Source organism: Hymenobacter radiodurans (genome assembly GCF_004355185.1).
Classification (GTDB): Bacteria; Bacteroidota; Bacteroidia; order Cytophagales; family Hymenobacteraceae; genus Hymenobacter; species Hymenobacter radiodurans.
In genome coordinates this window covers 904,195-930,889 of record NZ_CP037922.1, presented here as the reverse complement: position 1 = coordinate 930,889, position 26,695 = coordinate 904,195, and the positions used below count along the sequence as shown (strand labels likewise).

The 26,695-nt window shown below is 52.7% G+C and carries 25 protein-coding genes and 1 pseudogene; 14 read left to right on the top strand and 12 right to left on the bottom strand.

Annotated features, from left to right (window positions below; all coding sequences use genetic code 11):
* Positions 1 to 24 precede the first annotated feature (24 nt).
* The 3 genes and pseudogenes from EPD59_RS05210 to EPD59_RS05200 form a co-directional block, all read right to left on the bottom strand.
* Positions 25 to 1,652, bottom strand: a pseudogene (locus EPD59_RS05210) (acyl-CoA carboxylase subunit beta).
* Positions 1,653 to 1,753: 101 nt separating this feature from the next.
* Positions 1,754 to 2,797 (bottom strand): MlaD family protein, encoded by a 1,044-nt coding sequence (locus EPD59_RS05205; protein ID WP_133271860.1) that lies wholly within the window; start codon positions 2,795 to 2,797, stop codon positions 1,754 to 1,756.
* Positions 2,798 to 2,861: 64 nt separating this feature from the next.
* Positions 2,862 to 3,668: an N-acetylmuramoyl-L-alanine amidase family protein gene (locus tag EPD59_RS05200; RefSeq protein WP_133271859.1), complete on the bottom strand. Its 807-nt coding sequence runs from the start codon at positions 3,666 to 3,668 to the stop codon at positions 2,862 to 2,864.
* 132 nt (positions 3,669 to 3,800) lie between these two features.
* Here EPD59_RS05200 and EPD59_RS05195 point away from each other — a divergent pair, with 132 nt between their 5' ends.
* From EPD59_RS05195 to rplS, 8 genes are all read left to right on the top strand, one after another.
* Positions 3,801 to 6,659, top strand: coding sequence for a putative LPS assembly protein LptD (locus EPD59_RS05195; RefSeq protein WP_133271858.1), 2,859 nt, complete (start codon positions 3,801 to 3,803; stop codon positions 6,657 to 6,659).
* Positions 6,660 to 6,739: 80 nt separating this feature from the next.
* Positions 6,740 to 7,555: a 3-methyl-2-oxobutanoate hydroxymethyltransferase gene (gene panB / locus EPD59_RS05190; RefSeq protein ID WP_133271857.1), complete on the top strand. Its 816-nt coding sequence runs from the start codon at positions 6,740 to 6,742 to the stop codon at positions 7,553 to 7,555.
* Positions 7,556 to 7,651: 96 nt separating this feature from the next.
* Positions 7,652 to 8,359: an RluA family pseudouridine synthase gene (locus tag EPD59_RS05185; RefSeq protein WP_133271856.1), complete on the top strand. Its 708-nt coding sequence runs from the start codon at positions 7,652 to 7,654 to the stop codon at positions 8,357 to 8,359.
* 330 nt (positions 8,360 to 8,689) lie between these two features.
* Positions 8,690 to 9,445 carry an acyl-CoA desaturase gene (locus tag EPD59_RS05180; protein ID WP_133271855.1) on the top strand — a complete coding sequence of 252 codons (756 nt, stop codon included), beginning with the start codon at positions 8,690 to 8,692 and terminating at the stop codon, positions 9,443 to 9,445.
* A 187-nt stretch (positions 9,446 to 9,632) separates the two neighbouring features.
* Complete coding sequence (locus tag EPD59_RS05175; protein WP_133271854.1) at positions 9,633 to 10,175, top strand: 30S ribosomal protein S16; 543 nt, start codon at positions 9,633 to 9,635, stop codon at positions 10,173 to 10,175.
* A 148-nt stretch (positions 10,176 to 10,323) separates the two neighbouring features.
* A complete protein-coding gene (gene rimM / locus EPD59_RS05170) occupies positions 10,324 to 10,905 on the top strand; it encodes a ribosome maturation factor RimM (protein ID WP_133271853.1) in 582 nt (193 codons plus the stop codon).
* Between the two features lie 74 nt (positions 10,906 to 10,979).
* Positions 10,980 to 11,657, top strand: coding sequence for a tRNA (guanosine(37)-N1)-methyltransferase TrmD (gene trmD, locus EPD59_RS05165; RefSeq protein WP_133271852.1), 678 nt, complete (start codon positions 10,980 to 10,982; stop codon positions 11,655 to 11,657).
* Between the two features lie 153 nt (positions 11,658 to 11,810).
* Positions 11,811 to 12,167: a 50S ribosomal protein L19 gene (gene rplS, locus EPD59_RS05160; RefSeq protein ID WP_133271851.1), complete on the top strand. Its 357-nt coding sequence runs from the start codon at positions 11,811 to 11,813 to the stop codon at positions 12,165 to 12,167.
* Between the two features lie 85 nt (positions 12,168 to 12,252).
* Here rplS and EPD59_RS05155 read toward each other — a convergent pair whose 3' ends face one another.
* On the bottom strand, positions 12,253 to 12,672 hold the full coding sequence (locus EPD59_RS05155) for a hypothetical protein (RefSeq protein ID WP_133271850.1): 420 nt from the start codon (positions 12,670 to 12,672) through the stop codon (positions 12,253 to 12,255).
* 148 nt (positions 12,673 to 12,820) lie between these two features.
* On the opposite strand from EPD59_RS05155, the gene EPD59_RS05150 reads away from it, so the two are divergent.
* Together EPD59_RS05150 and EPD59_RS05145 are read left to right on the top strand one after the other, a co-directional pair.
* Complete coding sequence (locus tag EPD59_RS05150) at positions 12,821 to 15,787, top strand: M1 family metallopeptidase (protein WP_133271849.1); 2,967 nt, start codon at positions 12,821 to 12,823, stop codon at positions 15,785 to 15,787.
* Positions 15,788 to 15,799: 12 nt separating this feature from the next.
* Positions 15,800 to 16,387 (top strand): inorganic diphosphatase, encoded by a 588-nt coding sequence (locus tag EPD59_RS05145; protein ID WP_133271848.1) that lies wholly within the window; start codon positions 15,800 to 15,802, stop codon positions 16,385 to 16,387.
* A gap of 77 nt (positions 16,388 to 16,464) precedes the next feature.
* Here EPD59_RS05145 and EPD59_RS05140 read toward each other — a convergent pair whose 3' ends face one another.
* Positions 16,465 to 17,175 carry a DNA repair ATPase gene (locus tag EPD59_RS05140; protein ID WP_133271847.1) on the bottom strand — a complete coding sequence of 237 codons (711 nt, stop codon included), beginning with the start codon at positions 17,173 to 17,175 and terminating at the stop codon, positions 16,465 to 16,467.
* Positions 17,176 to 17,487: 312 nt separating this feature from the next.
* On the opposite strand from EPD59_RS05140, the gene EPD59_RS05135 reads away from it, so the two are divergent.
* The 3 genes from EPD59_RS05135 (at position 17,488) to EPD59_RS05125 (ending at position 19,609) form a co-directional block, all read left to right on the top strand.
* A complete protein-coding gene (locus EPD59_RS05135; protein ID WP_133271846.1) occupies positions 17,488 to 17,895 on the top strand; it encodes a 6-pyruvoyl trahydropterin synthase family protein in 408 nt (135 codons plus the stop codon).
* Positions 17,888 to 18,565: a GTP cyclohydrolase I FolE gene (gene folE / locus EPD59_RS05130; RefSeq protein WP_133271845.1), complete on the top strand. Its 678-nt coding sequence runs from the start codon at positions 17,888 to 17,890 to the stop codon at positions 18,563 to 18,565. The genes EPD59_RS05135 and folE overlap by 8 nt, the downstream gene beginning before the upstream one ends.
* Before the next feature lie 123 nt (positions 18,566 to 18,688).
* Complete coding sequence (locus tag EPD59_RS05125) at positions 18,689 to 19,609, top strand: TIGR01777 family oxidoreductase (protein ID WP_133271844.1); 921 nt, start codon at positions 18,689 to 18,691, stop codon at positions 19,607 to 19,609.
* A 48-nt stretch (positions 19,610 to 19,657) separates the two neighbouring features.
* On the opposite strand, the gene EPD59_RS23125 is transcribed toward EPD59_RS05125, so the two are convergent.
* The 7 genes from EPD59_RS23125 to EPD59_RS22260 form a co-directional block, all read right to left on the bottom strand.
* The gene (locus tag EPD59_RS23125) at positions 19,658 to 20,263 is read right to left on the bottom strand and encodes a penicillin-binding transpeptidase domain-containing protein (RefSeq protein WP_262712928.1); all 606 of its coding nucleotides are present in this window, start codon (positions 20,261 to 20,263) and stop codon (positions 19,658 to 19,660) included.
* Between the two features lie 11 nt (positions 20,264 to 20,274).
* Positions 20,275 to 21,945 (bottom strand): transglycosylase domain-containing protein, encoded by a 1,671-nt coding sequence (locus tag EPD59_RS05120; protein WP_262712927.1) that lies wholly within the window; start codon positions 21,943 to 21,945, stop codon positions 20,275 to 20,277.
* Between the two features lie 234 nt (positions 21,946 to 22,179).
* Positions 22,180 to 22,977 (bottom strand): ferritin-like domain-containing protein, encoded by a 798-nt coding sequence (locus EPD59_RS05115; protein WP_133271843.1) that lies wholly within the window; start codon positions 22,975 to 22,977, stop codon positions 22,180 to 22,182.
* 44 nt (positions 22,978 to 23,021) lie between these two features.
* Positions 23,022 to 24,692 (bottom strand): DUF4153 domain-containing protein, encoded by a 1,671-nt coding sequence (locus tag EPD59_RS05110; protein ID WP_165963479.1) that lies wholly within the window; start codon positions 24,690 to 24,692, stop codon positions 23,022 to 23,024.
* Positions 24,693 to 24,716: 24 nt separating this feature from the next.
* Complete coding sequence (locus EPD59_RS05105) at positions 24,717 to 25,013, bottom strand: winged helix-turn-helix domain-containing protein (protein WP_133271841.1); 297 nt, start codon at positions 25,011 to 25,013, stop codon at positions 24,717 to 24,719.
* Positions 25,010 to 25,339, bottom strand: a complete 330-nt coding sequence (locus EPD59_RS22265; protein ID WP_240731628.1) for a hypothetical protein — start codon at positions 25,337 to 25,339, stop codon at positions 25,010 to 25,012. The genes EPD59_RS05105 and EPD59_RS22265 overlap by 4 nt, the downstream gene beginning before the upstream one ends.
* Entirely contained in the window at positions 25,314 to 25,661 is a 348-nt protein-coding gene (locus tag EPD59_RS22260) for a hypothetical protein (protein WP_240731787.1), read from the bottom strand. The genes EPD59_RS22265 and EPD59_RS22260 overlap by 26 nt, the downstream gene beginning before the upstream one ends.
* Positions 25,662 to 25,893: 232 nt before the next feature.
* Between EPD59_RS22260 and EPD59_RS05095 the strand changes: the two genes are divergently transcribed.
* Positions 25,894 to 26,631: a class I SAM-dependent methyltransferase gene (locus EPD59_RS05095; protein ID WP_133271840.1), complete on the top strand. Its 738-nt coding sequence runs from the start codon at positions 25,894 to 25,896 to the stop codon at positions 26,629 to 26,631.
* The last annotated feature ends 64 nt before the right edge of the window (positions 26,632 to 26,695 follow it).

Below are 26,695 nucleotides of genomic sequence, written 5' to 3'. Positions count from 1 at the left end.
TTAAATAGTTGATATCTACTCGAATCACACCTGAATAACACCCACATTAAACGGCTTCTCAATCGGCGCATGATTAGCTGCATCAATACCCATTGAGATAACCTTACGCGTTTCCAACGGCTCAATTACTGCATCCACCCACAAGCGGGCGGCGGCGTAATACGGCGAGAGTTGCTCCTCGTAGCGATTCTTGATGCGGTCGAGCAATTCCTTTTCGGCTTCGGGCGTGATTACTTCGCCTTTGGCTTTCAAGCTGGCTACTTGTATCTGCAGGAGTGTGTTAGCCGCGGCGGCACCGCTCATTACCGCAAGTTGGGCTGTGGGCCAAGCCACGATGAGGCGCGGATCATAGGCTTTGCCGCACATAGCGTAATTGCCGGCCCCGTAGCTGTTGCCCACGATAACCGTGAACTTGGGCACCACCGAGTTGCTCATGGCACTCACCATCTTCGCCCCGTCCTTGATGATGCCGCCGTGTTCGCTTTGCGAGCCCACCATAAAGCCCGACACATCATGCAGAAACACTAGCGGAATACGCTTCTGGTTACAGTTCATGATAAAGCGCGCCGCTTTGTCGGCCGAGTCGGAGTAGATGACGCCGCCCATCTGCATACCCGTTTTCTTGCTCTTCACGATTTTGCGCTGGTTGGCCACAATACCAACTGCCCAACCATCAATGCGCGCTAGGCCGCAAATCAGCGTTTGGCCATAGAGGTCTTTGTAGGGCTCAAATTCCGAGTTATCCACCAAGCGACGGATAATATCCATCATATCGTAGGGCTTGGCGCGGTCGGCGGGCAGCAGGCCGTAGATTTCCTCAGGCTTCTCAGCCGGCGCAACGGGCGCAGCCCGGTGAAAGCCAGCGGAAGGCTGGCCACCCATCTTATCGAAGATGTTGCGGATATGATCAAGGCACTCCTCGTCGTTCTTAAACTTATAATCGGTCACGCCCGAAATCTCGGAGTGCGTGGTAGCACCGCCCAGCGTCTCGTTATCAATGCTTTCGCCAATTGCCGACTTCACCAGGTAAGAGCCCGCCAAAAACACGGAGCCCGTGCCATCCACAATCATAGCCTCATCGCTCATGATGGGCAAATAAGCCCCCCGGCCACGCACGGCCCCATAATGGCGGCCAGCTGCACGATGCCCATGCTGCTCATCACAGCGTTGTTGCGGAAGATGCGGCCGAAGTGCTCCTTATCCGGAAAAATCTCGTCCTGCATGGGCAAATACACACCCGCTGAGTCGACGAGATAGATGATGGGCAGCTTGTTTTCGATGCTGATTTCCTGGGCCCGCAGGTTCTTTTTGGCGGTAATCGGAAACCACGCGCCGGCTTTCACGGTAGCGTCGTTGGCCACTACCACGCACTGTCGCCCTTTTACGTAGCCAATCACGACAACCACGCCACCGGACGGACAGCCACCGTGCTCCTGGTACATGCCTTCGCCCGCGAATGCCCCTATTTCTACCGTTTCCGCGCCTTTGTCTAATAAATAGTCTATGCGCTCGCGGGCAGTGAGTTTGCCCTTGGCTTTGTGAGCCTCGATGCGCTTTTCGCCGCCGCCCAAGGACACTTTCTTCTGGCGCTGGCTGAGTTGGAAAATGAGTTGTTTGACTTGGTCTTCGTTTTTGTTGAACTCCAGATTCATGCGGGTGGGAAAAGGGGTTGTGGGGGGCAAATTGGGTGGTTTCGACACAAAAAAATCCGCCCGAAGGCGGATTTCAAAGGTACTTAAAATTGGCAGATGCCTTATTTGACCGGTACCGCAACCGAGTCCTTGGGGACAAGGGTCTGCGTATTATCAGTCTTGATCTTCTGCTCCGTTTCTATCACGCCGTTGGGCTTTTTGGTCACTTCCTTTTTCGCCTTATCCTTGCCGCCAAACGAAATCAGCGAGAAGTTCACGTAGCGCTTAGGATTAGCCTTAAAGTCAACGAGTAGTGCGTCGGTACTAGCAGCGGAGGCGTTCAAGTTGCTGTACAGCGAGTCATCATTAATCAACTTGCCGAGCGAGCCTTTGGTGCTCGTTAATGACTGATTGAGCGAAGCCATGGTAGCTTGAGCCTCGGTTACGGTAGCATTCATTTTGCGCACCGTCTGGCTCAGGGGGGCATTTTTGAGCGTATCCGTGATTTGAGCCAAGTTGGTAGCTAAGCGGTCGAACTTGCGCTCGGTCACGTTGAGCGCACGGGTCAGCTCGGCCATATTGGTCGTAATCTGATTGATGTTGCGCTGATTCATAATCAGCAGATTTTTCAACGCCTCCGTCGAGCCTTGCGCATTGAGCAACGTGGCTTGCAAGCTTATGCGCGCTTCCTTGGTCAGGAAGCTGTTTACCTTAATCAGCGTCGAGTCGACGGTTCCCAGTACGGGCAGCGCTTTGGCCTGAAAGGCATCGGTAATACTAGCTACGGTGTAGGATTTTAGCTCTTCACCGCCGTCATATACCTTCGAGTTTTTACCCATAAACAGCGTGATGGTCTTGCTGCCAAGCAGCGTACCCGACAAGCTGGCCACGGTAGAGTCGCCGACCACGATATCCTTATTGAGTTCGAACTGTACGCGCACCCGGTTGCCTTCTTCCGGCATCAGATGCATTTCGCGTACCTGCCCCACTTTCACCCCGTTCAGAATAACGGGGTTACCTAGGGCCAGCCCATCCACGTTATCATACTTAGCGTGAAACGTGCGGCTGGAGGAGAATAAATTGCTTCCTTTTAGGAAGGTAAACCCAAAGTAAAGGGCTACAATTGCCACGATAGCGAGCAGGGCTACTTTGATTTCTTTTGACACGTTGGGTCAGCTGTTGAGGGAGGTGATGAGCAGGTAAACAATAGGTTAACTGCTACGGGGGCTTTTAATCCCCGTTCATAGCTTCTAACTCATTCTTATAATCCCGGAAGGCCCGGTATATACCTGAGGCCATATACGACTGACCCGATTTATCGTTCAGGTAGCGTTCCTCATTGCGGTTGGTTAAAAACCCGACTTCGATCAGAGACGACGGCATTGTTGACTTCCAGAGCACCAAAAACCCGGCTTGTTTCACCCCACGCGACTTACGCCCAACCTTTGTTTTAAACTGATAATCAACCTTTTGAGCAAATCGCAGGCTATTATCTACGTGAGCACTCTGAAATAGCGAGAACAGAATGTGGCTCTGGGGCGAGTTAGGATCGAAGCCTCCGTAGCGCGCTTTATAGTTATCTTCCTGTAAAATAACTGCGTTTTCCCGTTTGGCCACCGCCAGATTAGCGTCGGTTTTGGCCGTACCCATGGTCCAGACCTCCGTACCATAAGCCTCAGATGGGCCAGCGTTACAGTGCACGCTGATAAATAGGTCCGCGTTATTTTTATTGGCAATACCAGCCCGATCGGCCAGTTCCACAAATACGTCGGTCTTGCGGGTATATACTACCTTCACATCAGGCTCATTCTCTTCGATGAGCCGCCCGAGCTCCAGAATTATTTTTAATGATACCGCCGCTTCCCGGGCCGATACGCCGGCACAGCCTCTATCCTTACCGCCATGGCCGGCATCCAGTACCACAGTGCGTAGTTGGTACTTCTTGGGGGGCAAAACCGCTGACCCTGGGGCCACGGCTACCGACGAGCCAGAAATAAACAACAGACTCGCCAGACAAACAGCTACAATATTCCGCACAGAGTTCGTTAGTTGGGGTAGCTTGCCGCTACCTTTGCAAATTGCCACAAAATAAACGATAAAAACTACGTGGCCTTGCCCGCGCCGTTCCGCTTGAGTTATTCTTGCCTACTTCCCCTTCCGGGGCGGCTAGTGCCGCTGCTCGCAGTTGTGCTCTTGTTGCTGAGTATCAGCGGCGCTTGGGGCCAACAGCGGCGGCCCGCAAAGCCCGTGCCTGCCGTCGTACCGCGCGTCAACTCCGACGGGCGCCAGACCACTAACGGACTGCCCGCAGACACCAGCCGGGCCGCCCGTGAGCGTCGTCTCGTGTCGGCCATCGATACCAGCGCCGCCGGCGATTCGCTACGCGTGGGAGCTGAAGTGAAGGGCGATATTAAAACCACCGTTAAGTATTCGGCTAAAGATTCCATCCGGTTTGATGTACAGCAAAAAGTAGCTTACCTCTACGATGATGCTAACGTCGATTACGGCGATTTATCGTTAAAAGCCGCCGTAATTACCGTTGACTACGGTCAAAACCTGCTAAAAGCCAACGGTGCCCCCGATTCCGCGGGCAAGGTGCAGGGCCGGCCAGTCTTTAAAGACGCTGGGGGGCTTTATCAGGCCGGCACCATCAATTACAACTTCAAAACCCGGAAGGGCAAAATTGCCGACGCTGTTACGCAGCAGGGTGAAGGCTACGTGCACGCTGGCATCGTGAAGAAGAATGCCCTGAACGAGATTTTTGGCCGCAATGGCCAGTACACAACGTGTAATCTGGAGCATCCGCACTTTCACATCAATGCCACCAAAATGAAGGTGATTCCGGGTGAGAAAGTGGTTACGGGCCCGTTCAATCTCGTGATTAGTGACATCCCCACTCCGCTGGGTTTTCTCTTCGGCTACTTTCCCACGCCGGGCAAAAGCCGGGCTTCGGGTCTTATTTTCCCCACATTCGGGCAGTCCGCCGACAGGGGCTTTTTCCTGCGTAATGGCGGCTACTACTTCGCGCCCAACGAATACATTGGCCTGCGTCTCACTGGTGATGTATACGCCGGCAATGCCGAAGCTTTCGGCGGCTTTGCTCTGCGGGGTGAGATGCAGTACATCAAGCGCTACAATTACAACGGCCTGCTGAGCATCGATTACACCCAGCGCCCGGCCGACCTTATTTTGCGCTCAGAGACTGCCAACACCAACCAACCGTTTCGGCGCCCGCGCAGCCCCAAGACCATCTGGATCAACTGGAGCCACACTCCCACTCCCCGGCCCGGTGGGGGGCGTTTTTCGGCCAGCGTACAGGCGGGCAGCACCGATTATAACCAGCAGAACTCCTTCGATACGCGGCGCTACCTTACCCCTTCCTTCAACTCCACGATCAGCTACCAGAAGCAGATCCGTAACTCGCCCATTAACTACTCCCTTCAGCTTAGCCAAAACCAGAATACCCAAACGGGCGTCATGAATTTTGTGCTGCCCGATGTGTCGGTGCAGGTGGCGCGGCAGTATCCCTACCAATGGTTTGGCATCGAGCCCAAAGGAAAGTTTTACGATCAATTTTACGAGCAGATTGCTATATCGTATAACCTCATTGGCCGCAATGAGATAAGCAACCTGGAGCAGCCCCGTTTGCTGAACGGTGGGGTTATTCCTGTGATTGGGGGCACGAGTGTGGGCCGCACCATCCCGTTCGAATTCTCAAATCTAGCGCCTTTACTAAACAACGCCCAGCCAACTATCCAGCACCAGTTTGGCATTACGCTGGGTAACTACACCGTCCTGAAATATCTGAGTCTTAATCCCACGATCAATTACGGCGAATCCTGGTATTTCAAACGGCTGAATTACAACTACGAGCCCGAAGCGCAGGCTGTACGCATCGATACGGTTTCGCAATTTGGCCGCCTTTACAATTACTCCGCTGGCGCCAGCTTATCGACCAACATCTATGGGATTTTGCCTATCAAAGGCGCCAAGATTGAAGCTATCCGCCATAAGATTACGCCATCCGTTAGCTACAGCTACGCCCCCGATTTCTCCCGGAACGATAATTTCTATGAGTCTAATCTGAACTTGGGTGCCCTTCGTGATGCGCAAGGCCGCTTGTACAACCAGTTTGGTCAGCAGAACGACATCACCCGCAATCCAATAGCGTTCAGCCGCTTTATCGGCGCCTCGGCTGGGAATGCGAATGGCCGCGCTTCCAGTGCGGTAACCATTGGATTGCAGAACCAGATAGAAATGAAGGTTCGCTCCAAAAATGACACGACCGGCACCACCCCGTTTGAGAAGGTCAGCTTGATTGATGGGCTTGATTTCAATACCGGCTACGATTTCGCCGCTGACTCGCTCAACCTGCTGCCGCTTGCTGTGACGTTTCGTACGCAGGTAGCCAAAAAGCTGAACATTGTGGTAAATGCCGGCTTTGTCTTCTATCAGCGCGACTCCACCGGCCGGTTTATCAATAAATACCTCTTTGATCAATCAAAGCGTCGGCTGGCCCAGCTCACGACGGCTACCCTAAACCTGAGCTACCAATTCAATCCTGCGGCAGGCACTAAAAAGTCGACTGTAGCGCGCGAAGTGGCTCCTGCCAACGACCCCGTTCTGGGTAATCCCGTGCGCGTTGACCCCTATGAGGACTACGTAGACTTTGATATTCCTTGGGAGCTGAGCACCTCTTTTGGCGCTACCTATCAAGATCCGGGTCCTATTCCGGGCCGGCCTAACCGGCCCCGCGCCGACGCGCTAACGGTGGCCTCCCTCAACCTAAGCGGCTCGGTAAAGCTCACCCAGAACCTGCGTATAGGCTACAGTAGCGGCTATGACTTCCGCAGCAACCAGGTTTCGTTTACTTCCCTCGATTTTTACCGTGATTTGCACTGCTGGCAAATCAGTGGCAGCTGGTTTCCGTTTGGTATCCGCCAAGGTTACAACGTAACCATTGCCGCCAAGTCAAGCCTGCTGCAAGATCTCAAGCTTAACCGCAACCGCACTTTCCAGAATCGGTAAGGCTGGGGGGCAAATTCAGGCTCAGTCGAACAATCCGCCCATCCGGGTCCCACCTTCATACCTCACTTTCTCCGCTCCCTATGTCTCAGCACAAAGAAGTTAAGCTCGTGACCACCCATCAACTGCTAGCGATGAAGCGGCGGGGGGAAAAGATTGCCATGCTCACAGCCTACGACTTTTCGATGGCTACCCTGCTCGATGGTGCCGGTATTGACGTGCTGCTCGTAGGCGACTCGGCCTCCAACGTAATGGCCGGCCACGAGACGACTCTACCCATCACCCTCGACCAGATGATTTACCACGCCTCCTCCGTAGTACGGGCCGTGAAGCGAGCGTTTGTGGTGGTTGACATGCCTTTTGGCTCGTACCAAGGTAATTCGTCGGAGGCGTTGCGCTCGGCTATTCGCATTATGAAAGAATCGGGCGGACACGGCGTAAAGCTGGAAGGCGGCGCCGAAATCCGGGAATCCATCACGCGCATTCTGACGGCTGGTATTCCCGTCATGGGCCATTTGGGCCTCACTCCTCAAAGCATTTACAAATTCGGCACCTATACGGTGCGGGCCAAAGAAGAATCTGAGGCCCAAAAATTGCTTGAAGACGCACAACTGCTACAAGAACTCGGATGCTTTGCCTTAGTGCTGGAGAAAATTCCCTCGGCTTTGGCTAAACAAGTTGCTGAAAAGCTCACTATTCCAGTTATCGGTATCGGCGCCGGCCCCGATGTTGACGGGCAGGTGTTAGTGGTTCATGATATGCTGGGCATTACCAAAGAATTCAAGCCTCGTTTTCTGCGCCGCTATGCTGAGATTGGTGATGTAATGCACGATGCCGTGGAGCGCTACATTCAGGATGTAAAAACACGTGATTTCCCTTCGGCCGAAGAGGCCTACTAGATCCTACAAATACGCCTTTTGCATCCACGCCTCGCTACGGGTGCTTGGGGGGCTTTTTTCAATAGGTTATTATTATTAGCCGTCAATTAATTCCGCGTGACTCGTCCGAATCTATGGTCGGAACAGAAGGAGATTCTGTTCGAAGACAATCATCTGCTTATCATAAATAAACCGGCTGGCTTGCTCGTACAGGGCGACTCAACCGGCGACGAACCGTTATCAGTAAAGGCTGCTGAGTATCTGCGGTTCAAATACAAAAAACCAGGAGCAGCCTTTGTAGGCGTAGCGCACCGACTAGACAGACCCGTAAGTGGCGTAGTAGCGCTTGCCAAAACCTCGAAAGCCCTGAGCCGCCTCAATGAGATGTTTCGGGATAACACGGTGCACAAAACGTATTGGGCGCTGGTAGGCAAGCGTCCTGAGCCCACCAGCGGGCACTTAGTGCACTGGCTCGTTAAAGACCCAATTCGCAACGTTACCAAAGCGTATTCTACCGCTCACCCGCAGGGCCAGCGTTCTGAACTGGATTATGAAGTACTAGGGCAAGCTGGCTCACGCTATCTGGTTCAGGTAAACCCTATTACAGGTCGCCCACACCAAATTCGGGTGCAGCTCGCTACCGGCTTGGGTACGCCCATTGTAGGCGATGTGAAATATGGATTTTTGGCACCCTTACCCGATGTAAGCATTGCTCTGCATGCTCGTAGGCTTGAGCTGGCCCACCCCGTTAGTAAAGAGTTGATGACCTTTGAGGCTCCCCTACCTTCTATTGCACATTGGGAAGCCGCCTGCGCCTATTATTAAAAGCCAGGACTATCAGCTTTTTCCAACCTTTACTTCGTCCACAGGTTTAGAAGTAAATTTCTCTAAAAGCGTGGCTACATGATCATCGAAGCTGCTTAGAGAGACTCTTACAACAACGCTAAACCTTAGTTGCAATTACTGACTCGTTGTTCCTTTTGAGTGGGCTTAAAATAGCATCTGAACAAGATTTTGGCCTTTTTAGCCTATTTATTGACCCTGCGGAGCTCTGGCTGTAGGTTTGTACTCGAAATCTGAACTAAAGTCGACTGCGTAGTCTTTTGCGAACAACGCCCCGGTTCTGCTTCCTCTGATATTTCAACACCCTGCATTATGCCCATACTTATTTTCTTCGTTGCTCACTACTACCTTTCGCTGTTCACGCAGACATTTTATTTGCACCGGTATGCGGCGCATAAGATGTTCACAATGAACAAGTTCTGGGAGAAGTTCTTTTACCTCTTCACGTACGCTTGTCAGGGTTCCTCGTTCCTGTCGCCGCGGGCTTACGCCATCCTGCACCGTATGCACCACGCATACTCTGACACGGAGATGGATCCACACTCTCCCCACTTCTCATCCAATCCATTTGCGATGATGTGGAAGACGAAGGTCATCTACACTGACTTACTTAAGCACAACGTGGAAGCTCCTGAGCGCTTTGAAGGCGATTATCCAGTATGGGAAGCCGTTGAGAACTTTGGTAGCCAGTGGTATTCGCGCTTGGCGTGGGGCACGGCTTACGTGCTCTTCTACATCAACTTTGCTACCGCTTGGTGGATGTATCTATTGCTGCCTGTTCACTTTTTGATGGGTCCGTTGCACGGCGCTATTGTGAACTGGGGTGGCCACAAGTACGGCTACCAGAACTTTGACAACCATGACAAGTCGAGGAATACACTAGCCTTAGACTTCTTGGCTTTCGGCGAACTGTTTCAGAACAACCACCACAAGCTCCCATTGCGCGTTAATTTTGGTGTGAAGTGGTGGGAGTTTGATCCTACTTATGTGTTCATTTGGGGCATGGATAAGATGGGCGTCATTAAGATCAAGCGCAAGCAACAAGTACCAGTGCGGGTTGCTGCTTAAGTTATCCCAACTACTAGAAAGGCTGTTTCGGAAACGAGGCAGCCTTTTCTTTTACCTCCTCACAGGGGTGACAATAGGTACACAGGCCGAATCTGCTGAAAGGTTTTCAATGTTGCGAAGATGTGTGTACCTTTGCGCCTCACTTTCAACCAGACGGACGGGTTCCGTCGCTTAACCAACTAGGTTTATGGCAGTTAAAATCCGCCTCGCCCGCCGTGGCCGTAAAAAAGCCGCGCAATTTGACATCGTAGTAGCCGACGCCCGCGCTCCCCGCGATGGCCGTTTCATCGAGAAAATCGGTACCTACAACCCTAATACTAACCCTGCTACGATCAACTTCGACGGCGACAAAGCTTTCGACTGGATCATGAAGGGTGCCCAGCCTACCGATACGGTTCGTGCTATGCTCTCTTACCGTGGCGTATTGTACCGCAAGCACCTACAATTGGGTGTTATCAAAGGTGCCATCGCTCAGGACGTAGCTGACGAGCGTTTCACTGCTTGGAAAGAGCAGAAAGATGCGAAGATCGAAGGCAAGCGTACCAGCCTAGGCACTGCCAAGGAAGAAACGCGCAAGCAGCAGCTTGCCGCCGAAACCAAGGTTAAGGAAGCCCGTGCTGAAGCAATTCGCAAGAAGCAGACTCCTGCTGCTGAGCCTGTTGCTGAAACCGAAGGCGAAACGACCGAAGCTGCTGCTCCGGCTGAAACCACTGAGGAAGCTGGCGCCTAAGCTTAGTTTAGGAGTTTAAACGTTTGAGAGTTTAGAAGTTGTTGTCTTGCGGCCTGCGTCGCGGCAGCCTCTTCTAAACTCTCAACTTTTTACTACCAAAGCTGACTTTGTTACCTTCTTTCCTGTCACTCACTAGAATTCTTGTCCTATGACTATTGACGAATGCTATCAGCTCGGAGGCATTGGGAAGACACACGGCCTCAAAGGTTTCGTTGTTGCTTTCCTGGATGTAGATGATGTGGAGGCCTACCGTAAAATGAAGTCGGTGTGGCTGGAATTGCCCCCCACGCCAGGCAAACTAACTGCTTACACCGTGGAGCGTGTACAACCGCAAGCGTCTGACCGCATTTTGCTAAAGCTTAAAGGCATCGACACAATAGAAGCGGCCGAGCCTTTGCGAAATGCCAAGCTCTATAAGGCACTCGATGAATTGCCGGAGCTTGAGGATGACCAGTTCTACTTCCACGATGTTATCGGCTACACTGTTGTCGATGAAACATTGGGTGAGCTAGGCATTGTGGAGACGTTCTATGAGATGCCCCAGCAAGACCTAATGGGCATGCGCTATCAAGGGCAGGAAGTGTTGATTCCGGTGGTAGATGAATTGGTTTTACACGCTGATGAGGCTGAACGTAAGCTACACGTTAGCCTGCCCGAGGGCTTGTTGGATGTTTACCTTAAGCCCTCTTCTCGGGAGCGTGACGAGCCCGATGAATTCATCGAACCATAGCTAAAAAAGCCCCCCAGCGCTCAATTACCGATTTATTTTAAGAATCTAGCTTCACTGCCAATGGCGGTGCTACCATGCGCCTCGATATTATAACCTGTCAGCCCGATTTATTGGTTAGTCCCTTTGCTCATTCTATCGTGAAGCGGGCCCAGGATAAAGGCTTAGCTGAAATCCACGTTCACGATTTGCGCCGCTTTGCTATTAATAAGCACGGACAAATCGATGATTATGTATTTGGCGGTGGTGCAGGTATGGTGTTGCGCGTAGAGCCTATTGCGGCTTGCCTAGACGGGCTCTTAGCTGAGCGTCGCTACGATGCTGTCATTTATATGACTCCAGACGGTGAGACGCTTCGGCAACCGCTTGTAAACCGCCTGTCACTGACTGAGAACTTGATCATTCTTTGCGGGCACTATAAAGGCATTGACGAGCGCATTCGTAAAGCCTATATCACGCACGAAATCAGCGTAGGCGACTACGTGCTCAGTGGTGGCGAGCTTGGGGCCGCCATTCTCACCGATGCAATCGTGCGGCTTTTGCCTGGCGTACTTGGCAATGAAGAGTCCGCCTTAAGCGATTCCTTTCAGGATAATCTGCTGGCCCCGCCTGTGTATACACGCCCGGCAGAGTGGCGTGGGCAGACTGTGCCTGACATTCTGCTTTCTGGCAATACTCCGCAAATTGAGATCTGGCGACACGAGCAAGCCCTAGAAAGGACGCGCCAAAGACGCCCAGATTTACTGGACGAGTAAGCGGTCAACCATCATGTATGCAGTCATTTGGCCCTTTCAGCATTTAACTGCGTAATAAGTTTGCCTTCCTCAAAACAGAGCGCTATATTTGCGCCTCTTTTACCCGAAACCACTCGGACGGCGGCGCCGTCCTATTTTTAGTTTTTCCCAGCCATGAGCGTACTACTCGATTTTATCCAGCAGGAATCCCAGGAGCGCCGCGCCAGCTTCCCCGCTTTCGCCGCCGGCGACACCGTTAATGTTCACGTGAAGATTCGCGAGGGCAACAAAGAGCGTGTTCAGCAGTTCCAGGGCGTTGTTATCCAGCGCAAGAATCCAAACTCCAACGGCGAAACTTTCACAGTTCGTAAGATTTCGAACCAAATTGGCACGGAGCGTATTTTCCCGCTTCTGTCGCCCAACATCGACAAGATTGAGCTAGTTCGTCGCGGTAAAGTGCGTCGTGCTCGTCTGTTTTATCTGCGTGGCCTATCGGGCAAAGCAGCCAAGATCAAAGAGAAGCGCGGCTAAGCCACGCCTGCCTAAGCATACAAAAAGCCGGCTCCTATCAAGGAGCCGGCTTTTTGGCGTTTATACAAATTCGATTAAGCAGCTATTAGCCGTTCGAATTTTTCAAATCCTGCTCGGGAGTTGAATTGACGTTGGGGTTTTGCACTTGCTTAGCAGCCTTCAGCAACGCTTCACCCAAGTTGGTTACCCGCTGGGCAGTGTTTGGGTTTTCAGCAAAAATGGCTGCTTTCAGGGTATTATCACCCAGGCGTCCCATTAGCTGACCAACAAGCTTATGATCAATTGTGCCGCCGTTGAAATGAGCCTTTAACGCCTGCAAATCAACTACAATTTGATGTAGTTCTGGGTTGTTTACGTCTTTTATGTCTTCAATCCAGCGTTGGAGCACATTGTCGAAGCCGGCTTTGGAAGCTTCTTCCTGCAAGTCGTTGTTCAGGTTATTGATAGCACCATCCAAGTGGTTTTGGTGCTGGGTATCGTCTTTGGGGATTTTATTGAAAGACATAGGTTGGGGGTGTTAGTCCGCAGGGGCGGACGGTGGAACTGAGTTTGAGAAAACGGGCCGACCGCTACAAAGGTTGTGACACGACATTATGAGGCCGACCGCGTACTTTCGTCCCGCATTTATTCGCTCGTTATATTTTCCTCCCCACATGAAAAAGTTATTAGCCAGTTGCTGGCTTGCTTTTCTTCCTCTGGCGCTATCGGCGCAGAGCACTTCACCTGGCAGTTATTGGCAGCAAGAAGTTAATTATTCTATTGATGTCACCCTGGATGACCGCCAGCACACGCTCACGGCCCAAGAGGAAATTCAATACACTAACAACTCGCCCGACCAACTTACCTTCATCTGGTTTCATCTCTGGCCCAACGCGTACCGTGACAACACCACGGCTTTTGCGAAACAGCAATTGCGTAATGGTAGCCGCAAGTTCCAATTTGCCCCCCAAGACCAGCGCGGCTTCATCGACCAGCTTGATTTCAAGGTAAATGGCCAGCCTGCTGCGCTTACCTTCGACCCGGAACATGCCGACATGGCGAAACTAGCGTTGCCCCAACCTTTGGCTCCGGGGGGCAAAATTACGATCACGACGCCTTTTCGGGTAAAGATTCCGGCGTCGTTTTCGCGCTTCGGGCACGTAGACCAGTCGTATCAGATTACGCAGTGGTATCCAAAGCCAGCCGTTTATGACAGCCAAGGCTGGCATCCGATGCCTTATTTGGACCAAGGCGAGTTCTACTCCGAATTTGGCTCGTTTGATGTGCGTATTACGCTACCTTCCAACTACACGGTAGGCGCTACCGGCGTACTGCAAAACGCCGAAGAACAGGCACGCTTAACGCAATTAGCTACCACCGCAGCGTCCAAAAAACCGGAAGACTATGGCAAAGACCTCACCTTCCCAAGTTCTGCTTCCGAGACAAAAACCCTGCGCTACGTGCAGGATCGGGTGCACGACTTCGCATGGTTTGCCGACAAACGCTTTAACGTACTTAAGAGCGCCGTTACGCTGCCTTCGGGTAAGCAAGTAGACACTTGGGTTATGTTCGTGAACAAGGACGTAGAGAAGTGGATAAAAGGCCTACAGGACGTGAATGACGCCATTACCTACTACTCACAATGGGTGGGCGAGTATCCATACACGGCTGCTACGGCCGTAGACGGGGCACTAAGCGCCGGCTCAGGTATGGAATACCCCATGGTAACGGTAACGATGCCTTCAGCCATTGTGCACGAGGTAGGGCACAATTGGTTTTATGGTATCCTGGCTTCCAATGAGCGGGCATTCCCATGGTTGGATGAGGGCGTAAACTCTTATATCGAAAATCGCGTGGCCGAGCGCGACGATCCGAATGCGGGCATGTTTGAAAGCGTACTAAAGTCGGGCAAAGCCGCTACTATTTTAGGTGTGGAAGGCTTGAATGCAACGGCTTTGAATCAGGTGCCTTATCAGGCCTCTGCCAGCCGGGGCCTCGATCAGGCAGTAAGTGGGCCTAGCTCGGCGGAGTATGGCAAAATCAACTATGGTATCATCGTCTACTCCAAAACAGCTTCTTTGCTGAAGTATCTGGCTGGTTACTTAGGTCAGGAGAAGTTTGATGATGCCATGCGCGCCTACTATCAGCGCTGGCAGTTCAAGCACCCTGCTCCGGCCGATATGCAGGCGGCATTTGAGGAAAGCACCGGTCAGCAACTAGACTGGTTTTTTGAGAACATGCTTCAAAACACCACGCGCTACAATGCCGCTGTAGGAGACATTCAGGTGACGAATGACCAAGTTAAGGTATTGGTCCGCAATGACTCGCCTGCTCCGTTTGCGGTGCCAGTATCAACGCTTAATGCCCAGGGCGAGGTGCTTGAGACGCAATGGACACCTGTATTTGGTAACGGTGAGGAAGATGAAGAAACCCAGCTTGACTTTCGGCGCGAGGGCGTTGCCTCTGTGGTCATTGACCCCGCGTACGTTACACCCCAGCTTAACCGTCGAGATGATAAGCTTAACCTAAGTGGCAGTTTGCCTCGATTCGAACCTTTGCGCCTTCGACCTCTCGTAAGTGTGGAGCGCTGGGATCGTGCCGCCATCAACTGGGCGCCGGTGCTGGGAGCCAATACGTCCGATAAGTTTATGCTGGGCGCGGCCTTCTATAGCAGCCCCTTAGTTCCCAAACGCTTGAGCTACTTGGCTATGCCTATGTACAGCTTCAACCGCAATGAGCTAAACGGCATTGGCACGCTTAACCTGAACATTTTGCCAAAGGAAACCGCTCGTCAGCTTATTACCGGTGTTACAGTACAGCGTTTTGAGCGCTATGTGAAGGTAGAGCCCAGCCTAACCCTCACGTTGCCTAAGTCGGCCTATAATGCCCCCCAGCACACGGTTCAACTTGCTAACACTTCCGTGCGCAACGAGGATTTTGATGTAACCAGCAGCATTCAGACCTTGCTCTACCAAGTGCAAGCTGGCGACGCGCTGCAAACTTGGTCAGCCAGCGTGGAGCTGAACCGACTTACTCCTGATTTGTCCGTAGAAAATTCATCAGTTCAAGCCACGTTGCTGCGCGCTTCGGCTTCGTACAGCCGATATTATTCGCCGAAGAAACGCGTGCAGGCCCGTTTGTTTGGCGGGCGCTTTTTGCAAAAGGCTAATGAGGCACCCTTCTTCATTGGTCTGAGTGGCAGCCCCGACTATCGACGCCAAACGGCCTTCTTAGACCGCCAGCAGATTTCGGATGCCTTCACTGCTCAAACGCATCAAACTGACGACCGCGACGGTGCATTCAAAGGTTTTATCCCAGCTGGCAGCCAACGGTGGCTTAGCACTCTCAATCTGCAAGCCGACCTACCGGTGACAGGCTTGGGCGTATTTGCTGACTTTGGTGCTACTAAAGAAGACAACACGCTTTATAGCAGCCGTGGGGGGCAAAATTTCTTCTACGATGCTGGCTTGGTGGTTCCGGTTATTAAAAATATTTTCCAGTTCTACTTGCCCGTAGCTGGCTCTCAATACGAGAACGGTTTGCCCAGCAGCCGCAAGGATTTTACCGACCGGATTCGCTTCGTACTGCGGTTAGATCAGCTCAACCCCTTCCGGCAGCTCGACGAACAATTGGCTAAATAAGCTCAATTATTGATGCAGGGAGCCAAACGACTTTTAGGCAGCCTTCTGATTGGTCTCGGCGTAGTTGGTTGCCAAACCGATTACGCCGAGTTACCGACCTTCTCGGCTGAGCGTAAGCTGCTGCAAACTGTAATTGAGGTTCCGGCGGGCACCAACCTTGAGCGCCGCTACGATCCAGCTACCCACGAATTTGCCCCCCAGCAACGCGCGGGCAAAGATCGAGTGCTGGAATTTCTTCCTTATCCTGGCAACTACGGCTTTATACCGGGCACCAGTACAGCTACCGGCGCCCCACTAGCTGTATTAGTTTTAGCCGAAAGTCAGCCGACCGGTACTGTGCTTGAAGTGTTGCCCATTGGCTTGGTACTACTGGATAATGCTGGAGCCATGGAACGGGTAGTACTAGCTGTACCAGCGCGGCCGAGTCAGCAAATCTTACCCGAGACCAGCACTTGGGCTGAGTTTACTCAGCGCTATCCGGCGGCCCAACAGATGCTACGGCTGTGGTTTCAGCATCGTGACTCACCGGGCGCAGTACGAATTATGGGCTGGAAAGACGAGCATGCCGCCGCCGAGCATGTGCGAAAGGTGATGCGTTAGGTAACGTTTAGGAATCGATAGAAAACAAGAAAGCCCCCAGAGTTAATCTGGGGGCTTTTTCTATGCGAAGTACTGAACTACTCAATTTTGTTCATGCGATCCTTTACAGCCTCCAAGGCTACGCGCATGTTTACAATATCGGCGCGGGCAGCTTCCTGCTCTTTCAGGTTCATATCCACTACGTTGTTGTACTGAAGAAGCTCAGCGGCGTTCTTGGCGAGTTCCTGCTGAATCTCCATTTTGCGAGCCTTATTTTTCTCGATATCCTTTCTTACTAAGTCGGCTTTCGCAATAACAGCATTATGATTATTCTGCGAAATAACCAGAGACTTTTCAGCTTCAGCAACTTGTACTGCCAAGTCTTCCCGATAAAGCAGACGAGCAAAGTCTTTTAGGTACTTTTCCGCGGCGCTCCACTGCACAGGAGTAGTGGCTCTGTCGAGGTAAGCGTTGCCCAAGTCAATAGCCCACCAGATGGTAGTGCCCGTGGGCGTAGCATCAATTTTGCTGAAAACCCGAACCGGCGTTTTCGATATCTCGTCGATCGTGACACCCTCCATAGAGTACACGCCTTTGTCGTTCTTTACTTTGCTACCGAATCTCTCATTCAGCCGCTTAGCCCATGATTCTTCTACACGCTTGCTTTCAAGCTGCAAAGAAATGCGTTGCCCTTTGCGGGGGATGCCTTTGATCGACATATCCGTTTCATCAACGGGCGACTTCTGGGCATAGCCAGTCACCGTTAGCATGAAGCTCAGGAGCAGAGTAAGTAGTACACCTTGTTTCATATATGAATGAAAAGGGTTGAAGAAAAAGTTATTAGTAGAAAGATTGTGTTGCTATCTCAAATCTCACTACGCCAAATCTATACCAGACTACCCTTTACCGCATACCCTTTGAGTTGTTTTTTTTCAAGAACTCGCGCTTTTGTTTATTAAGTCATAACCTATATGGTTTAACTACTACAATGAGTCTTTGGGCTGAGGTCTAAAGCGGAGTTAGGTATTTCAGTAGCCGCTAAAGTCCTTTTGATCGTACAATAAATAGCCACTACCGAAGTGAACTGAACAAAACGCTATACCTGTGGTTCAGCAAGCACTATGCAAGTCACCGTCTGCCGCAAGGAACATTTTAACGCTGCCCATCGGCTCTTCAATCCGGCCTGGGATGAGGCGCGCAATCAGCAAGTATTCGACAAGTGTAACAACCCCAACTACCACGGTCACAATTACGAGCTGATCGTACGCCTTACGGGTGCAATCGACCCGGAAACCGGTTATGTGTATGATCTCAAGCGCCTGAGCGACCTGATTAAGCGCGAGATTCTGGATACCTTTGATCATCGTAACCTCAATTTGGATACGGAAGAATTTCGCCACCTTAACCCCACGGCCGAGAATATCGCCGTGGTGATTTGGCAAAAGCTACGGTCTCATATTGAGCCCCATTTACTTTTATCGGTCACCTTATATGAGACCGAACGCAACTTTGTTGAATATCATGGATAACGCCGTGCCCGCAGTTGCTGCAACGGACCTCCCCGTCCCAAACGATGCCCACTTGCCGGCTGATCTGCGCACACCTCTGCGCTCCGATGCCTTTACGCTAAGCGAAGAAGAGAAAATAGCCAGCATTGCCGACCACTTTCGCGAAATAATGACGTTGCTGGGTCTGGATCTGAACGACGACAGCTTGAAGGGGACTCCTCGCCGAGTAGCCAAAATGTATGTGCATGAGTGGTTTCGCGGCCTCAACCCTGCTTATCAGCCCGATGTAAAACTTTTTGACAACCGCTACCAATACCATCAGATGTTGGTAGAGCGCGATATCACTCTTTTCTCCTGCTGCGAGCACCATTTTGTGCCTATCATTGGAAAAGCGCATGTGGCTTATCTGCCCGGCGAGCATGTGGTTGGCCTCTCTAAGTTGAATCGGGTGGTGCAATATTATGCTCGTCGCCCGCAGGTGCAGGAGCGCTTGACGCGACAAATTGCCGAGGAGCTAAAAAACACCCTCCATACTAACGATGTGGCCGTGTTAATCGAGGCTGATCATTTGTGCGTGATGAGCCGGGGTGTGAATGACACCAGCAGCAGCACGCTTACGGCCGAGTATGGCGGGGCTTTCGACCGCGACCAAGCCCTCCGTACTGAATTTCTGCGTTTGATTGGGAAGTAAAATTCTGGTTGTGAGTTGTCGGCGGCCTATTAGCTTGCATCCCCATTCACCACGTCATCTGCCCAACACCCTTTGCTGACTAAACACGTAAGTGCCAGACTGCAATAGGCAACACTCATTTGTATGTCTCAAAAAGTTCTCATCACCGGCGGTACGGGCCTAATTGGCACACGTCTCGCCGAACTTCTCATTGATGCGGGCTATGAAGTGGCCCTGCTTAGCCGCCAAGCCGGCGCCAGCCATTACCACACTTTCCGCTGGGATCCGCGCCACGAAACGCTGGATCCGGCCGCCATTCGCTACGCCGACTATATCATTAACTTGGCCGGGTCGAGTGTGTCGGATGGAAAGTGGACGGAAGAGCGAAAGCGCGAGATTCTGGAAAGTCGATTAGATGGCACTAGGCTGCTAGCGAAGGAATTAGCCAAAGGAGAACACCATGTCCGAGCATTCTTGTCGGCGTCGGCAATTGGTATTTATGGCGACAGCGGCGATAAGCTGGTAAACGAAGAAACGCCCCCCAATACTCCTTCCGATGATTTTTTGGCTGATGTATCGCGAAAGTGGGAACAAGCAGCTCATGAAGTGGCAGCGCTCGGCATTCGGACCATTGTTGTGCGTATCGGTATCGTGCTGAGTACGCAAGGTGGTGCATTGCCCCAAATGGCCCGGCCCGTGAAGCTTATGGCAGGCGCCGCCTTAGGCTCGGGCAAGCAATTCATGTCTTGGATTCACCTCGACGACTTATGCCGGCTACTCATTCAAATGCTAGATGAGCCGCAGTGGCAGGGCACGTATAATGCCGTATCGCCTAACCCGGTTACCAATCAAACATTTACTGAAACCCTGGCCGATGTAATGCATCGCCCATTGGTACTCCCTAAAGTACCGGCGTTTGCCCTGAACCTAATGATGGGCGAAATGAGCGAAATCGTTCTTGCTTCACAGCGGGTAAGCGCCGAGAAGGTTTTAAAACAAGGATTTACGTTTGAATATCCCAATTTGAAGGGGGCCTTGGAGTCATTTTACGCAACGGAGGAATAAGCGCTTAATAAAGCTTCTATTCCTCCGTTAATATTGCGCTGCCCTGAGTTACAAACTGTCTGGTATGGCGATGGTGCCAGCGTTCAGTTTCTCCAGCAGGTTGTCCGTTACCAAGGAGTCGATGGGCTCCACGATGCGGCGCGGCGCGGGCGTTACGCAGTTATACTTCTTCGATATCTTAACTGTGGGCGAAGGGAAACGGCCGTATTCTATATCTAAGTCCTTGTCCCTATAAAGCTTCTCCATATAGGTGCCATACACGGGCAAAGCCATTCGGCTGCCTTCACCCTGCTGAGAACGGTAGAAGTGAATACTACGGTCTTCGCCGCCTACCCACACACCGCTCACTAGGTCTTTGGTTACGCCCATGTACCAGCCATCTGAATAATTAGAGGTGGTGCCGGTTTTGCCCCCTATCTCGTTGCCTTTCTTCCACAGGTCGTACTCCCACAAGGCTTGCGAAGTGCCACCTGGCTCCTCCATGCCGCCTTTCAGCATGTAAAGCATGAGCCACGCCGTTTCGGCCGGGATAACGCGCTTTTGCTTAGGGTCGAACTGCTTAATAACGTTGCCGTTGCGGTCTTCGATGCGGGTAACAAGCAAGGGTTCGGTGCGGAAGCCGTTGTTGACGAAAGTGCTGTACGCATTTACCATTTCGTACACGCTTACATCGCCCCCGAGCCCAAGCCAATGCTAGGTACATCGAGCAGCTTACTGCGGATACCAACTTTGTGAGCGTATTTGGCCACATTCTCCCAACCTACCAACTCCGTTAGTTGCGCCGTTACGGAGTTAATGGAGCGAGCCATGGCATGGCGCAGAGTCATGTTGGAGCCGGAGTACTCGCGGGTCACGTTGTTAGGCTTCCACTCCATGTTCTTGCCGTTTTCCACGTAACGGATGGTCACGCGCTCGTCGCGGATACGGTCACAAGGCGTATAGCCGTTGTCAAGAGCCGTTAGATACACGAAGGGCTTGAAAGTAGAACCCGGCTGACGACGGCCCTGCTTAACGTGGTCGTACTGAAAAAAGCGGTAGTTCAGACCACCAACCCAGGCTTTGATATGACCCGTGAATGGGTCCATCGTCATCATGCCCGCGTGCAGGAACTTCTTGTAGTAGGCCAGCGAATCGAGAGGCGACATGACAAGCGTCGTATCGCCGTCGCCTTTCCAGGTAAACACCTTCATTGGACGCTTTGCGTTCAAGGCTGAATCTAAGCGGGCGGGCTGGCCTTTGTAGCGCTCAGCCAGCCGCTTATACTGATCCGTGCGCTTCATCTGAGTTTGGATGAAATCAGGAATCTCCTTTCCCTGATCATCTACCCATGGATTACCGCCCCGATTACGCCAGAAATTATCGAACTGCCGCTGCAATATTTTCATGCGTTGCAACACCGACTCCTCGGCGTGAGCTTGCATGCGCGAATCAATCGTAGTGTAGATTTTCAGGCCATCGCGGTACATGTCGTAGCCATTTTTCTCGCACCACTCATTTACCGTCTGGCTTACTGCACCGCGGAAGTAGGCTTCAGGGCCATCAAAGTGCTTATCAACCTGATAGCGTAAGGCTAGGGGGCTTTTTTGCAGCGAATCAACCTGTTTCGCGGTCAAATGCCCTGCTTGGCCCATACGGGTCAGCACTAAGTTGCGGCGCTTGAGCGCAGCTTCGGGGTGAAAACGTGGGTTGTAGGCAGTTGGGTTATTCAGCACGCCTACGAGCATGGCGGCTTCTTCGGGCTTCAGGCTGTCGGGCGAGGTGCTGAAGAAGGTTTTGGCAGCTACTTTAATACCGAAGGCCTGCGAGCCGTACTCCACCGTATTGAAGTACATGCGCAGAATTTCCTCCTTTGTATAGCGCCGCTCCAGCTCTACGGCCGTCAGCCACTCCTTGGTTTTGCTGATCAGCGTACTTACAACTGGGATATAACCTAGGGCACCACCGGTTTCGCCCCGACGGGTTTTGTACAGGTTTTTGGCGAGCTGTTGCGTAATGGTACTGCCGCCGCGCTTTTCGCCGCGTACCACGGCCCACACCGCGCCGGCCATAGCTTGCGGATCGATGCCAGCGTGGTCGTAGAAACGGGCGTCCTCGGTGGCAATCAGGGCCTTCACCAACACGGGCGAAATCTTACTGAATGGGATTGGCGAGCGGTTTTCGCGGAAATATGTTCCGATCAGTACGCCATCAGAAGTATATAGCTCGGAGGCTTTTTCCACTTTCGGGTTCTCCAACTCCTCCAGCCCCGGCGACTTGCCAAAGAGAAACATGAAGTTGGTGCTGACCAGAATGGGATAGAGCAGAAAGATGCCTAAGCCTACAATAAAAGCCCCCACGCCATGCGCGACAGGATATTAGGCCAGCGTCGACGCGGCTTTTTTACTGAATTTGGCGATTCGGAAGCGGACATGCAGAACAAAACACGTGGCGGCCGGGGAGCCACTCCTAGCAGAAGGCACCGACGACGGATACGCAAATATACCAACTAGGCGCGGCCCCGTAGCCAGACTTCCCGATGAAACCACATGGGTACGTGGTCTGGTTCAATTAATTTCCATATTGCTTCTCACTTACAGTGGCTGAAGCTCCACACTCGTTGGCTGAAAAGTTGGGCTTGACTTTACCGAAACAGTCGATTCGACTACCTGCTCGCGCACAGAAATGCCCCCCGGCGCGGCCAGCATCTCCTCTACCCTTCCAAACTCTACGCTTACCGCATCGGCAAAAGCCAGCAGCCCAAAACCTCCAGCTCGCAGGGTGCGGTGATAGGTAACCCATACGACGAGCGTGGTGCCGGCCATCAGCGTACGGTAGGCCTGTCGGGTTGCCCAGCGCCGCAGCGCGCTTTGGCCGCGCGTAATCTGTGTTAGCGTAAAGCACTGGAAGTTTAGGTGCATCTCCTCATCGCGGAGAATGCGCCGACAAATTTGCTGTAGTAAGCCGGAGTAGGTAGCCTGATAAAGGGCTTGATAATACACGGCGGCAATAATTTCGGCCGTCAGCAGCACCCGTAGTGTGTGCTCCAAGGATGCCCATTGCCGCAGCCAGCGAAATACTTTATCCAACCCGCTCGACTTGCACAGGCGTGGCAGCTGATGAATGGCCATATACTGTCCCAGCACCCGCGCATGACCCTGCTCTTCCCTGATAAACAGCCGGATAGCAGCTACATAATCAGGGTCGCCGAGGTCTTTGGCTTTCTGGTACAGATGCTTGCCTTCCGAATGCTCCCCCTGCTGAAACTGCGGCAACGAGTAGCGAATAGCGCGCAGTTCGCGTTCGGTGAGGCGGTAGGTATCGTCCCAACTTAGGTTATCGAGGTGATTTTGGTTGGCGCTGAAGTAATTGGCCCAATCGGAGAAAGTCATGGAGATAGGATAAGGATGAGATAAAATGAGTTGAGACTTCTGATTTATAGCTTCTTGCCTACTAGTTGCTGATAGGCTTGCCAGTCGGCGTAGGTGTAGCTGGGCCAATTGCGCGCTTGCTGCCTTTCTTCAAATCGGGTTAGGCGCCGCTGGAGCCGCTGCGCTGCGGTAGCGGGTTCCATCTTTATCCAGCTGCCGTAGGTTTTATGCACAAGGTGGCGCTGGGTGAACACCTCGGGGTGGGCGGCCAGAACAGGCAGCACCCGGTCGGGCATGTCGAGCAGAAAGCCGTAGTCGAGTTCATGCAGTTCGGGGCGCAGATTGTAGCGCGCAATCCAGATTTCCCAGTTGCCGCAGGCCAGCCCCACCATGAGCACATAAGCCGCCAGCGCATTCATGCGCACCAGCGAGTAAGCCGAGCGGCGCTGCCAGATTTTGAGCAGCACGGTAGCCAGCCCGAAGAAGGTGAGTAGCAGGAAGAAATACACCCCGATTCGCTTGTAAGCAAGCCCAGTGTAGAGAATGTAATAGTAGTTGCGCAGCCCCACCGAGACGGCCAATACCGCATTTTGCAGCACCCACACCGTCGCCATCCAGCGTAGCAGCGGCAACCCCCGCTCGTAGAAATTCAGGTTGCGGCGGAAAAACCACAGCACGATACCCATTGCCACGAGAATGCTCAGAATGAGCACATAGGTACCTTCGTGCACAAACTGCGTAAGATCAAAATCAGGGGCGGGCTTGAAGCCAAACCATATCCAGTTGATGTCGATGCCATTGACCACGAGCAGCAACACGTTCACCAAGCCAAACATGCTGAGGGCCACGAGGTATTCCTTGCGCAAGTCGAGCGCCCGAAAGCGTTTGGCTCGAAAGTCGGGCCGGCGCACGGCGAAGGAGGCTACCCGGTCGCGCTGCCGCAGGATGAACTCACCTAAGCGTGATTCCTTGTCGGCAAAGTAATGTACTGGCACACTCACGAGCGCCGCCCCGGTCAGGGCCAAGCCAAACAGGAAAAATAGGAAATGTGGTATGGAGAAAACCTCGAAAAAGGCCTCCACCCAATCCCCTATTGTAGTCAGCACTCGCTCCGTGAGCGCACTGTATATAGGGTTAGCGATGGCAAACAGGATGTGAAATACTAAAAGCGCCACGAACGGCAGTATGAGCAGTCGACCGTAGAACCAGGCCCGTTCTACGCGTCCGTCTAGGCTGCGCGGCAGAACGAGCAGTTGCGCCAGCCTTGGCACTGTGCGGATAGCGCTGCTAATGGCCGTTAGTAGCGCATAAACAACCAGCTTCAGGTGGGGCTGATTGCGGTAGCCGAGCCACATGACCGAGGAGGCCAGCCAAGCTAATAGCGCCGCCCCTGAGCCGTACCAGGCCATCATGGCGGCGCTGAGTACTGTGCCGGCCAGCGTCAGCCGAAACCCATTCGAACGCCATTGCGGAGCGTGGCGCGGCAACTCTGCCAGCCCCACGATTAGCACAAACAAAGTATACAGGAGCACATTCAGGGCCGGCCGCTCTTCCCAGAATAATATGTAGAACCAGATTGCCCGATGGGTATTGCCACTTTCTGCAAAGTGGAAAGGGTCAGACGAGGTGCCGCAGCCGACGATGCGGAACGGGCGGGTGGGAAATTGGTGGAGATTTCCATAGCGAATAGGGCAGCTAAAGTGAACTTGACATTTTAAAAGAACTTTGTATTTCAAAGTTAATAGACAAAAAAAGAGCGCTTACCCCCGTAGCAATTTTTCTAAAGCGTTCAAATGCTCTTGAAAGGCTTGTTTGCCCTCCTTTGAAGGCATGTAAGTGGTATTGGGCTTTTTACCCACAAACTGCTTGCTCACCTCCACATAGCCTGCTTTTTCGAGGGCGGCTACGTGGCTGGCCAGATTGCCATCGGTCAGGTCGAGGGCTTCTTTTAGCTCATTGAAGCTCACGGGGTCGCTTTGACCCAATAGCACAGCCATCACCCCCAGGCGCACGCGATGGTCGAAGGCTTTATTGAGAATGTGAATATTGTGCTTCACAGGGCGCGGGCGGTCCGTTCGTAACGGTTGTACATGATCAGGCCGTAAATGATGTGGCTCAGGCCAAAGCCCAGTGCGAAAAAAATCAGCCCGTAGCCGGGAAATAATACTGCTACCAGCCCCAGCGCAATTTCGGTGAGGCCCAGCCACCGGATTTCCTCCAAGGTGTACTTACTGGCATTCAGCAAAGCTAGGCCATAAAACAGCAACATACCCGGCACTACCAGTCCGGCTGCTCCTTGCAGGTAAATAGCCAGGCAAAAAAGCCCCCGGCCACCAGCGGAATGGCCAAGCTCAGCGCTAGTCGCCGCCCAATAGCGCTCCACAGTTGCGCGTTGGCTTGTTGGGCGCGGCGGCGAGTAAAATAGAAAGCCACCAGCAGCGCCAACAAAATAATGCCCCCGCTAACCCCAGCAGAAACGGCAGTGCCCGCAGCCGCTCCGGCTCCGAGGCCTGCATCACGCGCACAAATTCCTGGGTACTGCCGTATTCCTGGCCCAGATACCAGTAGCCGACACCCACGCCCGCCAGCGCCACCACGCCCGCCGCAATTCCCGACAGGCCGCTCAGCGACAAAAAACGCGACGAGCGCTCCATGATGGCGCGAATCTCAGTAAGCTGGGCGAGCGGATCGACGGCTGAATTCATATCGACAAAAGTACTTTGTTTTGCAAAGCTTGCAAAGATTACCCTGATTCGCAACTAAGGAAGCGGATGATTCTACTTTGTGACCAATATAATTTCGGAACCTGTAGAGACGCGACACCGCAAATTACATTGGAATGAGGCCAAAACAACTCCCTTAGGTTCAGCAAATCCGTTACAGCATCTCAACGTACTGCAGCCGCTCACTACTAAACTACCCTAACCCATTCCTTACTTGAAGCTCCGTCTACACTTATTCGAGTTTGAAGACCAGCCTTGGTTCCCAAGTATCATTCGGGCGGGCATGATGGACTATTTGCGCTTTATGACCAGCCGTTTAGGCATTTATCAGCCGCTGGTGCCGGTGCTACAGGAGGCACTCCTACAAGCTCAGCAACTTCATTTACTCGAACTCGGGGCGGGCGCAGGCGGCGGCACCGATGGTGTGGCGCGGGCCCTGCGCCAGCTGCCAGGCTTAGCCGACCTGCGCGTTACCCTCACCGATTTATATCCGCAGCCCAGCGCTTGGCAGGGCATTCAGGAAAGCTCTGGGGGGCAAATTGGCTATGAAACAGCGCCCGTGGATGCCACAGCAGTACCGGCTCACCTTACCGGCTTTCGGACCATGTTCTCTGCCTTTCATCACTTTACGCCCGCAGCGGCCGAGGCTATCCTGGCCGACGCGGTGCGGCAGAGTGCGGGCATAGGCGTGTTTGAAGGCGCCGGCAAGCACTGGCACGAAATCCTACTGGCTTGGACGATTTTGCCCATTATGCAGGTGCTGGCTACCCCATTTATGCCACCATTTCGGCTGAGCCGTCTGTTTTTTACTTTCATCATTCCCCTGATCCCACTATGCACCATCTGGGATGGGACCGTATCTATCCTGCGCATGTACCCAACCGATCAACTGTTAGCGTTGGCTCATCGCGCTGACTCGGGGGCAAATTCGAGTGGCAGACTGGCAAGGTGAAACATTGGTCTGGCTCACAGGTAACGTATTTGGTTGGCTGGCCGAAAAAGGCGTAAACCCAGAA

Bases quoted from the DNA above. Each gene is read 5' to 3' on its own strand.
- EPD59_RS05155 (WP_133271850.1), bottom strand. From the start codon at position 12,672: ATGTCTTTCAATAAAATCCCCAAAGACGATACCCAGCACCAAAACCAC.
- EPD59_RS05150 (WP_133271849.1), top strand. From the start codon at position 12,821: ATGAAAAAGTTATTAGCCAGTTGCTGGCTTGCTTTTCTTCCTCTGGCG.
- EPD59_RS05125 (WP_133271844.1), top strand. From the start codon at position 18,689: ATGTCTCAAAAAGTTCTCATCACCGGCGGTACGGGCCTAATTGGCACA.
- rplS (WP_133271851.1), top strand. From the start codon at position 11,811: ATGAGCGTACTACTCGATTTTATCCAGCAGGAATCCCAGGAGCGCCGC.
- rimM (WP_133271853.1), top strand. From the start codon at position 10,324: ATGACTATTGACGAATGCTATCAGCTCGGAGGCATTGGGAAGACACAC.
- EPD59_RS05145 (WP_133271848.1), top strand. From the start codon at position 15,800: ATGCAGGGAGCCAAACGACTTTTAGGCAGCCTTCTGATTGGTCTCGGC.
- EPD59_RS22260 (WP_240731787.1), bottom strand. From the start codon at position 25,661: ATGAATTCAGCCGTCGATCCGCTCGCCCAGCTTACTGAGATTCGCGCC.
- EPD59_RS05180 (WP_133271855.1), top strand. From the start codon at position 8,690: ATGCCCATACTTATTTTCTTCGTTGCTCACTACTACCTTTCGCTGTTC.
- trmD (WP_133271852.1), top strand. From the start codon at position 10,980: ATGCGCCTCGATATTATAACCTGTCAGCCCGATTTATTGGTTAGTCCC.
- panB (WP_133271857.1), top strand. From the start codon at position 6,740: ATGTCTCAGCACAAAGAAGTTAAGCTCGTGACCACCCATCAACTGCTA.
- EPD59_RS05175 (WP_133271854.1), top strand. From the start codon at position 9,633: ATGGCAGTTAAAATCCGCCTCGCCCGCCGTGGCCGTAAAAAAGCCGCG.
- EPD59_RS05140 (WP_133271847.1), bottom strand. From the start codon at position 17,175: ATGAAACAAGGTGTACTACTTACTCTGCTCCTGAGCTTCATGCTAACG.
- EPD59_RS23125 (WP_262712928.1), bottom strand. From the start codon at position 20,263: ATGGTAAATGCGTACAGCACTTTCGTCAACAACGGCTTCCGCACCGAA.
- EPD59_RS05115 (WP_133271843.1), bottom strand. From the start codon at position 22,977: ATGACTTTCTCCGATTGGGCCAATTACTTCAGCGCCAACCAAAATCAC.
- folE (WP_133271845.1), top strand. From the start codon at position 17,888: ATGGATAACGCCGTGCCCGCAGTTGCTGCAACGGACCTCCCCGTCCCA.
- EPD59_RS05135 (WP_133271846.1), top strand. From the start codon at position 17,488: ATGCAAGTCACCGTCTGCCGCAAGGAACATTTTAACGCTGCCCATCGG.